The sequence below is a fragment of the Prosthecobacter gellanilyticus genome (genome assembly GCF_007992435.1).
In the GTDB taxonomy this organism is placed as follows: domain Bacteria; phylum Verrucomicrobiota; class Verrucomicrobiia; order Verrucomicrobiales; family Verrucomicrobiaceae; genus Prosthecobacter; species Prosthecobacter gellanilyticus.
In genome coordinates this window covers 159,957-172,669 of record NZ_BKAG01000006.1, presented here as the reverse complement: position 1 = coordinate 172,669, position 12,713 = coordinate 159,957, and the positions used below count along the sequence as shown (strand labels likewise).

At 60.6% G+C, this 12,713-nt stretch carries 8 protein-coding genes; 5 read left to right on the top strand and 3 right to left on the bottom strand.

Annotated features, from left to right (window positions below; all coding sequences use genetic code 11):
- Window position 1: 1 nt before the first annotated feature.
- Window positions 2-1,297 carry an SGNH/GDSL hydrolase family protein gene (locus tag BGE01nite_RS06270; protein WP_146849550.1) on the bottom strand — a complete coding sequence of 432 codons (1,296 nt, stop codon included), beginning with the start codon at window positions 1,295-1,297 and terminating at the stop codon, window positions 2-4.
- 127 nt (window positions 1,298-1,424) lie between these two features.
- Between BGE01nite_RS06270 and BGE01nite_RS06265 the strand changes: the two genes are divergently transcribed.
- Window positions 1,425-1,883 carry a Crp/Fnr family transcriptional regulator gene (locus BGE01nite_RS06265; protein WP_218032916.1) on the top strand — a complete coding sequence of 153 codons (459 nt, stop codon included), beginning with the start codon at window positions 1,425-1,427 and terminating at the stop codon, window positions 1,881-1,883.
- A 299-nt stretch (window positions 1,884-2,182) separates the two neighbouring features.
- Here the strand turns inward: BGE01nite_RS06265 and glgB are convergent, their stop codons facing one another.
- The gene (glgB, locus tag BGE01nite_RS06260) at window positions 2,183-4,369 is read right to left on the bottom strand and encodes a 1,4-alpha-glucan branching protein GlgB (RefSeq protein WP_170266632.1); all 2,187 of its coding nucleotides are present in this window, start codon (window positions 4,367-4,369) and stop codon (window positions 2,183-2,185) included.
- Between the two features lie 8 nt (window positions 4,370-4,377).
- Window positions 4,378-5,421 (bottom strand): glycosyltransferase family 4 protein, encoded by a 1,044-nt coding sequence (locus BGE01nite_RS06255; RefSeq protein WP_170266631.1) that lies wholly within the window; start codon window positions 5,419-5,421, stop codon window positions 4,378-4,380.
- Between the two features lie 75 nt (window positions 5,422-5,496).
- On the opposite strand from BGE01nite_RS06255, the gene BGE01nite_RS06250 reads away from it, so the two are divergent.
- The 4 genes from BGE01nite_RS06250 to BGE01nite_RS06235 all read left to right on the top strand — a co-directional run bounded on the left by BGE01nite_RS06250 (window position 5,497) and on the right by BGE01nite_RS06235 (window position 12,696).
- Entirely contained in the window at window positions 5,497-6,342 is an 846-nt protein-coding gene (locus BGE01nite_RS06250) for a transglutaminase-like domain-containing protein (RefSeq protein WP_146849544.1), read from the top strand.
- Window positions 6,343-6,611: 269 nt separating this feature from the next.
- Entirely contained in the window at window positions 6,612-7,508 is an 897-nt protein-coding gene (locus tag BGE01nite_RS06245; protein ID WP_146849608.1) for a proline racemase family protein, read from the top strand.
- Window positions 7,505-9,703 carry a prolyl oligopeptidase family serine peptidase gene (locus BGE01nite_RS06240; protein ID WP_146849542.1) on the top strand — a complete coding sequence of 733 codons (2,199 nt, stop codon included), beginning with the start codon at window positions 7,505-7,507 and terminating at the stop codon, window positions 9,701-9,703. The genes BGE01nite_RS06245 and BGE01nite_RS06240 overlap by 4 nt, the downstream gene beginning before the upstream one ends.
- A gap of 38 nt (window positions 9,704-9,741) precedes the next feature.
- Window positions 9,742-12,696: a DPP IV N-terminal domain-containing protein gene (locus tag BGE01nite_RS06235; RefSeq protein WP_146849540.1), complete on the top strand. Its 2,955-nt coding sequence runs from the start codon at window positions 9,742-9,744 to the stop codon at window positions 12,694-12,696.
- The last annotated feature ends 17 nt before the right edge of the window (window positions 12,697-12,713 follow it).

The window sequence follows — 12,713 nt, the reverse complement described above, 5'->3', positions numbered from 1 at the left end:
TTCACTCCACAATCTCACCCACCAGCAAGATCGCTCCGGGGAAGATCTTCGTGCCGTCAAAGCGCTCAGGCTTGTCGATCTTGTTGCCGTTCTTCGCCAGGATCGCCGCCTTGTCAGGCTGGTCGGGATAGATCTCAATTTTCACCGTGTGCACTTCATCAGGCAGACCATCACCAATCGTCATCGTGGAGAGGCGATGATACGTGCAATACGCATCAAAACGCGGAACAATCTTCGCCCGGCCGTCATCAACTTTGACGGTCACCTGGCCGCAGTCAGGGCCCACCAGGTCATAGATGGCACAGCGCACACCCTTGAACTTGAAGGTGATCGTCTCGCCCGGCTTCGATCCCGTGTGCAGATTCGGCAGACGGTTCGCCCAGCGCTTGCCAAAGTCATCCGTCTTCACATCTACCGCCGTGATGCCGCTGCTCAGCTTCGCCGCTGTGATCGGCACCAGCTTCGCCTTCTCATAGTTGTTCTCATTCAGCGGTGCCGCCAGCACATGCGCAGCGGGCTTGCCGCTCGCCTTCGTGACCGCCGGCCAGGAGCGCAGGATGGCCTGCAGATACAGTTCATGCCCCGTCTCCACATGCGGATGCACGCTGTCCGGAGCGAAGACAAACTTGTCCCCAACGATTTTCTTTTCCTCATCCGTCTTCGGCAGCTTCGCCTTCCACAGCAGCTTGCCTTCCTTCGCCAGCTTTGCCACCTCCATGCCCATGTGGATCGTCGGGATGCTGTAGTGATCCGCCACCTTCTCCATCGCACTCGCGGAGCGCTGGAAGCTCCCCTTCATCAGATCCGGGGCCAGACCTTCCGTCAAAGTATAGACAAAGCAGATGTCACACTCTGGAAGGGCGCGCCACGTCTGCCGCACAATGCCCTCCATGCAGCGGATGATCTGCTCCGGCTGCGCGCCGCCGTCATTGACCGCGAACTCCACAAACAGCAGGTCCGGCTTCTGCGAGAGCATGTCCTGCTGCAGACGATAGACACCCAGGTCAGAGCCCGTGCCACCGATTGCCGCATTGATCTCGCTGATCTTCGCCTGCGGCCAGGTCTTCTGGAAATGCGCCAGCGTCTTCACCCGCCAGCCCGGCTGTGCCGTGATGGACCCGCCGAAGTAGCCCACCTTCAGCTCCGCCCCTGGCTGGCTCACCTTGTGCAGGAAATTCGGCAAGCCCGCGCGCGGGTGGCATTCCTGCGCAGGCACCAGAGGAAACTCCGCCTCCGCGGCCGGGAGGCAGGTGGCGGTCAGGAGGACAAAAAGGGCGGTTCGAAGGGCGGAAAACATGGTCTTCAGAGGTCAGAACGGTCGTAGCAGAGCCTCTTTCGGTGGCGGAAACTTTTCGGCAAATCTTTTTCCGAGGCTTGCCATCGTTCGGGCCGTCACCTACAAAATCGCGTTCTTCCCTTTAAATATGAGCGCAGACTTCTCTACCCCCCAAATTCCCGCCCTCGGCATCATGGAGCCTCTCGGCGATGAAGACCGCGACATCCTCAGCGGCTACGGCGAGTTCAAACCCGTGCAGCCTGGCAGTCATTTGATTGAGGAAGGCAGCGTCCAGACCGGTCTCTATTTCATCATCAGCGGCAAGCTCCACGCCACTGCCATGCGCGGCGGCCACAAGGTCCTCCTCGGCAGCGTTGGCACCGGCGAGACCGTGGGCGAGATCAACCTGCTGGATCCCTCCGCCGCCAGCGCCACCGTCACCGCCGTGGAGTTCAGCCAGGTCTGGCGCATCGACTCCAAGAGCCTCGAGGCTTACATCAACCAGTATCCCCGTCCCGCCGCCTGGCTGCTCATTGGCGTCGGCAAGACCATCGCCCGCCGCCTCCGTTCCGTGAACGAGAAAATCGCCAGCTTCTACGGCGGCTGATTTTCATCACAAGTCCACTTCACCAGCCCAAATCCTTGTCCATCAGGGGTTTGGGCTTTTTCATGCTTCGCACCGAAGTCGCGGCAGCCCGTAGTGCGCCAGTCCCCTGGCGTCTCCCCATGGCTCTCTCCGACTCGCCTTCGCTCATATTTCCAGCAGTCGCTGTAGCGTCTCCTTGTGCGGTGGCAGCCTCAATACCCTAACCAAAAATCACATCACCAGAACAGGATCCATCCTGTGAATCCTGTCCCTCTTGTGAATCCTGTAAAAAGGCCGCGAATCAACACAGCCCCCGCCAATCACCTCCCCAGCCACACCACGCCCAGTGGCGGCAGATCGATGACGATACTCCACGGCTGCCCTTGCCACTCCGTCTCAGTCGCAGGCATTGGCAGAGGGTTCACCATGCCGCTTCCAGCATAGCCAGGAGCATCCGTGTTCACGAGCTCGAGATAGCTGCCCGGCTCCGTCACACCCACGCGATAGCCTTTGCGCGGCACCGGCGTGGCATTGATCACGCAGTAGACCTTGTCACCGTCCGCAGCGATGCGCATGAAGGCAAAGATGCTGTGATCACCATCACTCGCATCCAGCCACTGGAAGCCGCCCGGCTCATGGTCCATCTGATGCAGCGCAGGCCGCGTGATGTAGAGATGGTTCAGATCCCTCAGCAGATGCTGCAGCGCCGCATGTTCCTCACCGAGGAAGAGATGCCAGTCCAGGCTGCGCTCATGATTCCACTCCTGCCACTGGCCGAACTCACCGCCCATGAAGAGCAGCTTCTTGCCGGGGTGAGCCCACATCCATGCATACAGCATGCGCAGGTTCGCAAACTTCTGCCAGCGGTCACCCGGCATCTTGTTGATCAGGCTGCCCTTGCCGTGCACCACCTCATCATGGCTCAGCACGAGGATGAAGTTCTCATCATAGGCATACAGCATGGAGAAGGTGGCCTCGCCATGGTGATACTTCCGGTGCACCGGATCCTCCTCCATGTAGTGCAGGGTGTCGTTCATCCAGCCCATGTTCCACTTGAAGCCAAAGCCCAGCCCGCCGGTGTCCGTGGGCTTGGACACACCCGGCCACGCGGTGCTTTCCTCCGCGATGATCGTGGTGCCGGGATGCTTCTCGTAGCAAAGTTTGTTCAGCTCCCGCATGAAGTCGATCGCATCGAGATTCTCGCGACCACCGTATTTGTTAGGCACCCAGGCCCAGGGCTTGCGGCTGTAGTCCAGATACAGCATGGAGGCCACCGCATCCACGCGCAGGCCGTCGATGTGGAACTCCTCCAGCCAGTACAGCGCGTTGGCGATGAGGAAGCCCTTCACCTCAGAGCGGCCGTAGTTGAAGATCAGCGTGCCCCAGTCCTGGTGCTCGCCCTGGCGCGGATCCGCATGCTCATAGAGCGCTGAGCCGTCAAACTTGGCCAGACCAAAAGCATCTTTCGGGAAGTGCCCTGGCACCCAGTCCAGGATCACACCAATCCCCGCCTGATGGCAGCGGTCCACGAACTCACGGAACTCGTCCGGATTGCCAAAGCGGCTCGTGGCCGCGAAGTAACCCGTGACCTGATAGCCCCACGAGCCATCAAAGGGGAACTCAGACACCGGCATGAGCTCGATGTGCGTGAAGTTCAGGCTCTTCACATAGGGAATGAGATCGTCCGCCAGCTCGCGATACGACTTCGGCCGGTTCTTCTGCTCCGGAATGCGCTTCCACGAGCCAAGATGCACCTCATAGATGCTCATCGGCGTCTTGTACAGGTTCTTGGCCTCGCGCTGCTGCATCCACTCCGCATCATGCCAGCCATAGCGGTCCAGATTGAAGACCAGGCTGGCCGTCTGCAGACCATGCTGGCCGAAGAAGGCAAAGGGATCTGCTTTCACATGCAGGCCGCCATCCGCACCCACCAGTTCAAACTTGTAGTGCGCCAGCTCGGTGATGCCGGGGATGAAGAGCTCCCACACACCCTCGCGGTTGCGCATCGGATTCATACGGCCGTCCCAGTCATTGAAGTCACCCACCACGGACACGCGCGTCGCATTCGGCGCCCACACGGCAAACTGCACACCGCTGATGCCGCTGTAGCTTTTCAGATGCGCCCCCAGGCTGTGCCACAGCTTCTGGTGGGTGCCCTCTTTGAAAAAGTAGATGTCCTGGTCGCTCAGCAGCGTGCCAAAGGAATAAGGGTCCGCAAAGCGGCTGCTTTTGCCACCCATCGTCCGCACATCGATGTCATACTCACCGCTGGCCGCAGCACCTGACACCACACCTTCAAAGAAACCTTGGGAATGGACCTTCTCCAAAGGACACTCGATGCTGCCATCACGCGCCACCACCTTCACGGTGTGCGCCTCTGGCTGAAACGTGCGCACCACCATCGCGCCATCGGCCCGGGTGTGGCGGCCTAGAAAGCCAAAGGGGTCGCCATGGCGCGCTTCGAGGATGGATTGGATCTCAGCGTTCGGGATGGTTGGGTCGGTCATGTGACTGGTTATTCGATAGCGGTAAGCAGCAGAGGCTCAAGGTGTTCCTGGCATATTTTGACAATGTCAAAGCGCCGCCTTAGGAACTTCCTATGGTGGGTCGGTTGGGCATCAGTCAGCCATCGCATGATTCGTGCCGAGATTGTTTTTGGGTCTTCCTCACTTTCGAAATAGTGCCCCAAACTCCCCAGCACCTCCTCATGCACAGGCAGAGCCGAGCAAAATACAGGCAGGCGATGCGCCACCGCCTCTAACAAAGGCAGCCCAAAGCCCTCTCCCGTACTGGGAAAGAACAAGGCATCCGCCACGGCATACAGCCCGCGCACATCATCATCCGTCAGCGCTCCATCCTCACCGAGGAAGCACACATGCTGCATGATGCCAAGCCCCACAGCCAGGGCTTTCAGCTCACGATGATACGCCACCCCGTCCGCCTGATGCGGATCCGGCGCGCCCGTGATGGCATACACCGCATCACAGCCCGCCTCACGCAGCGCCGCGATCACCCGCAGCCCGAGCTCGATGTTCTTCCGCCTCACCAGCCGCGTGGGATGCACCAGCACCAGATCACGCTCGCCATAGGCCAGCGCCAGATCGGCTATGCGCTCCGTCAAACCCAGCACGGAGGTGAGATCCAGCCCGTTCGGAATCACCCGGATGCCCTCCAAAGCCAGACCCGTGGCCCGTGCATAGTCCGTCCGCCGCACCTCAGACACCGCCACATGCATGGCCTGCGGCACCGGCTCGACCCACGTCACATGCGCATACGCCGGATTCACCGCGCACACATCATGCACCCAGTTGATCCACCGCACTTTCGCATGCGTCAGCGCCAGCCGCGTCAGCTCCCGCGTCCACTCCAGGTCAAAAGGCATGGTGAACACATTGTGCACGATCACGGCGTCATAGCCTTCCACGATCAGTTCATCCTTCCGGACCATCAAGGTCACCTCATGCCCCAGCTTTCTCAAAGCCGCCGCCTGATCCCGGATCACGCGCTCCACCCCTCCGATGACGGGCGGCAGGGTGTAGTGCAGGATGGCAATGCGCATTCTTCCCCCCAACATGAAGCGCGACCATGAACTTTGCACTTGGAAAGGCACGAAGCTTTCGGTATTGCAAAGGACATGCCAGCGCTCGCCCAGCTCGATCACCTGATCACCTTGCTTGATGATGAGTCTCCCGTCGTGCAGGAGGCCCTGCAGCGGGAGTTCACCAGCATCCGCCGGGATCTTCCGGAGCGGCTGAAGCACTTGCAGCGCTCCCTCACCGCCGAAGAGGACCAGCATGTGGGCCGCCTGCTCGAGCCCATCCGCAAGACCGAGCTCGAGGAAACCTGGATGCGCTGGCGCTGGCTGGAAAATCCCCACGCCCAGCTAGAGGAGGGCCTCGCACAAATCTCCGCCTATCTCAATGGCTGGCGCACCCAGCCCGGAGATCTCGCCCAGCGTCTCGATGCCCTCGCCGAGGAAGCCTTCCGCGATGGCGGCCGCATGGATGCCCGCGAGCTCAGCGAGTGGCTCTTTGCCATGAAGGACGGCGTGGTCCGCTTCCGCGGCAACAGCAAAGCCTACTATCAAGCGAGCAACAGCAACCTCTTCTGGGTCCTGGACACCGGTCTCGGAAACCCCATCAGCCTCTGCTGCCTCTACCGCCTGCTCGGTCATCGCTTCGGACTCGATATCCAGGGCTGCAACTTCCCCGGCCACTTCCTCGCCCGTGTGGAGATGAATAACCGCGAGTGGCTGGTCGACTGCTTCAATCGCGGCCGCTTCATGCTCGCCAGCGATGTCGCCCGCCATCATCCCGCCGCCAATCCCGCGCTGGAGGATGTGATCCGCCAGCCCGCCAGCGTTGACCAGACCCTGCTCCGCATCCTGCGCAATCTCGACGAAGCCTTCGAGCGCACCGAGAACCTCCCCCTCCGCCACACCATGCGCCGCCTCGCTGGCAAGCTCATGGAAGAAGCGTGAGCCGTTGGCCAAAGTGTGATTCTTCAGGCCGGAGGCCTGGCGGCGTGTAGCCGGTGGTGAAGCGGAATCGCGGAGCGATGCAGCGAGAACCACCGGTAGCGAGACAAGTCACACCTAACAACAAATGCGTCCTGAAAGGACGCTGGAAGCAGCCGCAAACACCCTGCATCCATCCTTCACAAAGAGCCTCCGCCTCTTTGACTGATTTGCCAGCCCCCATCAGGAAACCATCCAAGACCCTCCCTGCGGATGTGCTTGCTTCCCCGCTGATGAATCCGACCCGGCGCATCTCCATCATCGACTCCCACACCGGCGGCGAGCCCACCCGCGTCGTGCTGAACGGCATCAAGGCCGCTGACCTCGAAACCTGGCGCCGAGCCATCCTCTGCGAGCCCCGCGGCCACGAGGTCATCGTCGGCGCCCTCCTCGAGGAGCCGCATGATCCCACCTGCATCTCTCGCGTCACCTTCTTCAACAACGTCGGCCTCCTCGGCATGTGCGGCCACGGCATGATCGGCGTCATCGCCACCCTGAGATACCTCGGCGGCATCACCGAGGGCGAGCACCACATCGAGACCCCCGTCGGCATCATCACCGCCACTTTGCATGAAGACGACCGCGTCAGCATCCGCAACGTTCCATCCTACCGCAAAGCCCGCGCCGTGAGTGCTGGCGGCGTCACCGGCGATGTCGCTTATGGCGGCAACTGGTTCTTCCTCGTCTCCGATCACGGGATGGACCTCACCCTGCAAAACATCCCGCAGCTCACGCGCGCCTCCCTCGCCATGCGCGACGCCATCCGCGCCGCCGGCTATCCCGAAGTCGATCACGTCGAGCTTTTCGGCCCGCCCCACGATCCCGCGAACGATAGCCGCAACTTCGTCCTCTGCCCCGGTGGCGAATACGACCGCTCCCCCTGCGGCACCGGCACCAGCGCCAAGCTCGCCTGCCTCGCCGCCGATCGCAAGCTAGCCCCCGGCCAGACCTGGCACCAAGAAAGCATCATTGGTTCGGCCTTCGAAGCCAGCTACGAGCAGGGTGAGGGCGCCATCACCCCCATCATCACTGGCCGCGCCTTCATCACCGCCGAAACCACCCTCCTCTTCGATCCCGAAGACCCCTTTCTGCACGGGATTGGTTTCACCCCAGCGACAGCCCTTTCATGAGACTGCCCTCTCTCTTCTCCCTTTGCTTGTTCGCGACCCTCGCCCAAGCTCAGGTCTCCAAGCCCACCCCCGAAGACTACTCCAAGCGCACCGAGAACAAAGTCTTCCGCGCCTCCGTCAAACCTAACTGGTTATCAGACAACAAGACCCTTTGGTATCGCGTGCAAACAGGTCCGGGCACGCATGAGTTCGTCCTCATCGATGCCACCACCGGCACCCGCAAGACCGCCGCTACGCTGAAGGAGCTCGGCCTGCCCGACAAAGAAGCCGCGAAGACCTCCACCGCCAAAATCGACATGCGCAAGACCACGCGCACGGGCGAGGAATCCGGCTTCAAATTCATCAACAAGCTCGAGGAGGATGTCGACCTCTTCTGGATTAATCAGGAAGGCGAGCGCGTCCGCTACGGCAACATCCGCGCCGGTCAGGAGCGCGAGCAGCACACCTTTGACGGTCACGTCTGGCTCATCACCAGCCGCACCGGTGAACCTCTCGCTGTCATCGAAGCCGAACCCCAGGTGCAGTCACTCATCATCGACGGCAAAGGCATCACCACCTCTCGCCCCAAGCCCGAGAAGCAGGACAAGCCCAAGCGCGGCAACACCTCACCCGACGGAGCATTCACCATCCGCACCGAGTCCGAAGACATCCCGCGCCGTAAGATCACCATCGTCGACTCCACGCCCAAAGGCGGCCTTCAGCCGCAGCTCAAGACCCTCGAATACCTCAAGCCCGGTGATCCCCTGCCCAAACCGCAATGGATCATCGAAAAGCCCGATGGCACTCAAACCAATGTGCCTCGCGACCTCTACGAAAACCCCTTCAACACCAGCGGCAAGCTCGATGCCACCTGGTCCCCAAACAGCCGCGAGTTCTACTTCGACTACAATCAGCGCGGCCACCAGCTCTACCGCATCCTCGCCGTCGATCCAAAGACCGCCGAGGCGCGCATCGTCGTCGAAGAAACCTCCAAGACCTTCATCGACTACACCAAAAAGACCTGGCGCCACTGGCTGCACAAAACCAACGAACTTATCTGGATGAGCGAGCGTGATGGCTGGTGCCATCTCTATCTCTACGATATCACCTCCGGCCAGGTGAAGCACCAGATCACCAAGGGCACCTGGCCCGTGCGCGAGGTCCTGCATATCGATGAAGCCAAGCGCGAAGTCTGGTTCCTCGCCTCCGGTCTTCGGAAAGACGAAGACCCTTACCATCTCCACCTCTGCCGCATCAACCTGGACGGCAGCGGCTTCAAACAGCTCACCGAGAGCGATGGCAACCACCGCATCGAATTCTCACCTAACCGAGAATACCTCACCGCCTCCTGGTCACGCGCCGATCATCCACCCGTGCACGAGCTGCGCCGCAGTGCCGATGGAACCCTTGTCTGCGTCATGGAGAAGGCTGACGCATCAAAACTCCTCGCCGCCGGTTGGACCATGCCCGAGCGCTTCATCGCCAAAGGTCGCGATGGCAAAACCGACATCCACGGCATCCTCATCAAGCCCTCGCATCTCGACCCGACAACGAAATATCCAGTCATCGAGGACATCTATGCCGGACCGCATGCCGCCTTCGCGCCGAAGGAATTTGATCGCCAGCTCCGCATGCATCAGCTCGCCGAGCTCGGCTTCATCATCGTGAAGATGGACGGCATGGGCACCAACCATCGCGGCAAAGCTTTTCACGATGTCTGCTGGAAGAACATTAAAGACGCAGGCTTCCCGGACCGCATCGCCTGGATCAAAAGCGCCGCCAGCACACGCCCTTGGATGGACCTCACCCGCGTCGGCATCTACGGCGGCAGCGCCGGAGGTCAAAACGCCATGCGCGCCCTACTGGATCATCATGACTTCTACAAGGTCGCCGTCGCCGACTGCGGCTGCCATGACAACCGCATGGACAAGATCTGGTGGAACGAACAATGGATGGGATGGCCCGTCGATGAAAGCTACAAGCTCAGCTCCAACATGGAAGACGCTCACAACCTCGAAGGTCATCTGCTCCTCATCGTCGGCGAACTCGACACCAACGTCGATCCCGCCACCACCACTCAGGTCGTCGGTGCCTTGCAAAGAGCTGGCAAGACCTTCGACTACATGCCCATCATCGGCACCGGCCACGGCGCCGCCGAAACTCCTTTTGGCACCAAGGCGCGCACGGACTTTCTGGTGAGACACCTGAAGCCATAAAAGAAAACCTCCAGCTGCCCGTTGGAACCCCTGCTCCCATGATCAAAGCCCTGCTCATCGCCTTCACGCTGGTCACACCGGCACTCCTCATCGCCAGCGAGACTCATGACACGCGCCAGATCAACGGCTGGACCGTGCACGTGAACCGCCAGCTCGCGAAGGATGATGCCGCCCTGCTCGACAAAGCGCTGAAGCTTCTCCAAACCCAGCTCGAGGAAATCGTCCGTGTCGTCCCTGCACCCGCCGTGACCGAACTGCAGAAGGTCCCGCTGTGGATCAATCCCGAGTATGCCAACTCGCATCCCCGTGCCGAGTATCATGCCGGTGCCAGCTGGCTCCGCGATAACGGCCGCGATCCCGTCATGGAAAAGGCCGTCGAGTTCAGCAACGTCCGCATCTTCGAGGCCGAGACTCGCCGCATGCCCAACTTTGCCCTGCACGAGCTCGCCCATGCCTTTCACGATCGCGTCCTTAGCTTCCAAAACGCCGAAATCATCTCTGCTTTCGAGACCGCCACGACCGCCGGCAAATACGACAACGTCCAGCGTCAGGACAGCGAGGGTCGCAAGCGTCTCGACAAAGCCTACGCCATGACGAATGCGAAAGAATACTTCGCCGAAACCTCCGAAGCCTTCTTCACCCGCAACGACTTCTTCCCCTTCACCCGCGAAGAGCTCAAGGCGCACGACCCCAAGATGTTCGCCGTCCTCGGCAAGGTCTGGGGTGCTGCCACAGCCAGCGCTGATCCCAGCAAGCTCACCCTCTCCCGCATCTTCACGGATGAAGAGTTCAAGGACGAGAAGCTCGAAGCCATCCGCTGGAGCAAGAAGACCGCCTCCTACTTCACGCTCGAAGCCCCACCCGAAGCCAAGAAAGAGCCAGAAGACAAGGAACAGCCCCAAGAAGCCAAAGATGCGAAGGACAAGGCCAAAGCAAAGCCCACCGTCAAGAAGAAGGACGAAGGCAAGAACCTCGTGCGCCATGACGCTGCCACCGGCGAGAGAACCATCCTCGCCACCGCCAAGGTCATGACACCAGAAGGCGCGAAAGGTCCGCTCAAGGTCGACAGCTTCGAGTTCTCTCCCGATGAATCCCAGGTGCTTCTCTTTGCCAACACCCGCAAAGTCTGGAGACGAAACACCCGCGGCGACTACTGGCTGCTGAATCTAGCCAACCAAAAGCTCGTCAAGATCGGCGGCGATGCCCCGGCCTCCACGCTCATGTTTGCCAAGTTCTCCCCGGATGGCACGCGTGTGGCCTACGTGCAGAAAAACAACCTGCACGTGCAGAACCTCGCAGACATGAAGATCACCGCCCTCACCAAGGACGGCTCGGACAAGATCATCAACGGCACCTCCGACTGGGTGAACGAGGAAGAGCTCAGCCTGCGCGATGCCTTCCGCTGGAGCAAGGACGGCGCGCATCTGCTCTTCTGGCAGTTTGACACCACCGACGTGAAACGCTTCTGGCTGGTCGATCAAACCAAGAGAGCCTACCAGAGCTTCACCACCTTCCCCTATCCAAAAGCAGGACAAAAAAACTCCTCCACCCGCCTCGGCGTGATCCCTTCCACGGGCGGTGCCATCACCTGGCTGAAGATCCCCGGAGATCCACGCGAGCACTACCTACCGCAGGCCGACTGGACTCCCGATGACAAACAGGTGCTGCTGCATCAGTTCAACCGCCTCCAGAACACCCTGCAGGTCATGCTCGCCGATCCACAAACGGGCGATGTGAAGACCATCCTCACCGAGACTGACAAAGCCTGGGTGGAGGACACCAATGCCATCTCCTGGATCAACGAAGACTTCCTCTGGCTCAGCGAGCGCAGCGGCTGGCGTCACGCCTATCGCGTCACCTTGAAAGGAGAGATTAAACCACTCACCCAGGGTGAGTTTGATGTCATCGATATCGCCCACCTCGATGAGAAAGGCGGCACGCTGGACTACATCGCCTCCCCCGAAAACGGCACGCAGCGCTACCTGTATCGTGTCAACCTAACCGGAGATGATTCAAGGCGCCTCTCACCTGCCGACCAATCCGGCACCCACAGCTATGACATCTCCGAAGATGCCCGCTGGGCCGTGCACACCCACTCCACCTTCACCACACCACCGGTGATCCAGCTCGTCTCCCTGCCCGATCATAAGACCATCCGTGTGTTAAAGGATCAAGCCAAGCTCCGCGAGAAGCTCGCCAAGGTAACGCTTCCAAAGACAGAGTTCCTCCGCGTCGACATTGGCGATGGCATCGCCCTCGATGGCTGGTGCATCAGACCTCCCGACTTCGATGCCTCCCGCAAATATCCGCTGCTCATGCATGTCTATGGGGAGCCCGCCGGACAGACCGTGAAGGATTCGTGGGGCGGTCAGCGCATTCTCTGGCACAGCATGCTCGCGCAGCAGGGTTACATCGTCGCCAGCGTGGACACACGCGGCACCCCCAGCCCGCGTGGTCGCGACTGGCGCAAAGCCATCTACCGCCAGCTCGGCATCTTGAATTCAGCGGAAGAAGCAAAGGCCGTGCGCGCACTCCTGCAGCGCTTCGCCCATCTCGATCCGAAACGCGTCGGCATCTGGGGCTGGAGCGGTGGCGGCAGCAGCAGCCTTGACGCTATTTTTCGTTATCCCGATCTCTACAGCACCGCCATCGCCGTCGCCCCGGTCGGAGATCGTGCGCTCTATGATTCCATCTACGAGGAGCGCTACATGGGCCTGCCCAAAGACAATGCCGATGGCTACCGCCTCGGCTCACCGCTCGCACACGTGAAAGACCTCAAAGGCAATCTCCTCATCATCCACGGCACCGGTGACGACAACGTGCACTACCAGGGCACCGAAAAGCTCATGAACGAGCTCATCGCCCAGAACAAGCGCTTCACCGTCATGCCCTACCCGAACCGCGACCACGCCATCAACACCGGCAAAGGCATCTCCCGCCATCTCTACGAGCTGATGACCGCGTACCTCCACGAGCACCTGCCCGTGAAGTAAAAACTCATAGCGAGGAA